We start from the raw sequence: 585 nt of genomic DNA on the forward strand, positions 1-585 counted from the left end.
GTTGGCCATATAATTAATCACACCGAAATCCGCCGGGTTGCGCCTGCTTCGGAAGATCAGATGATTCATCTCGTCCTCGTCCCCTTTTAACGCCCGGCGCATATCCACCAGAAAACCGTCATTATACTCTGCCAGGTGCTTTTCATGCCCGCCCGGAACGCCCATCCAGGAAGTAGAAAACAGCTTGGTACCGCTCAAATACGGATCGCGCCCGATCAGGTCATTGGGTGCAAATCCTACGAGGTGAATCCCGTCTACATGGAACTCCTCCGCCCAGAAGCGAACCGCGTCGAGAACGAAGGCCGGATTCTCCTTACCGGTAAAATAAAGCTCAATTATCACTTCCATTCCCGCTTGATGAAACGTCTTCACAAGATTTTTAAACTCTGATACCGGGTGCCTGCCGTTACCGGAACTGTAGGAAGCCTTGGGCGCGAAGTAATAGCCGGGGGTATATCCCCAGTAATTTAATTTTCCAGTGGGTTTATCCACAGCGTAGGGACTGCCATCCACATGCTCCGGCATCATCAGCTCCGGAAACTCATTGACGGGAAGGAGTTCCAGACTCGTAACTCCCAGTTCCTT

At 51.6% G+C, this 585-nt stretch carries 1 protein-coding gene; it reads right to left on the bottom strand.

Going from position 1 to position 585, the window contains the following annotated elements:
* A partial coding sequence (locus NE664_12815) for an alpha-amylase (protein ID MCQ4727517.1) occupies window positions 1-585 on the bottom strand: 585 nt, incomplete at both ends.

Origin of the sequence: Anaerotignum faecicola, assembly GCA_024460105.1 — a bacterium.
Taxonomy (GTDB): Bacteria; Bacillota; Clostridia; order Lachnospirales; family Anaerotignaceae; genus JANFXS01.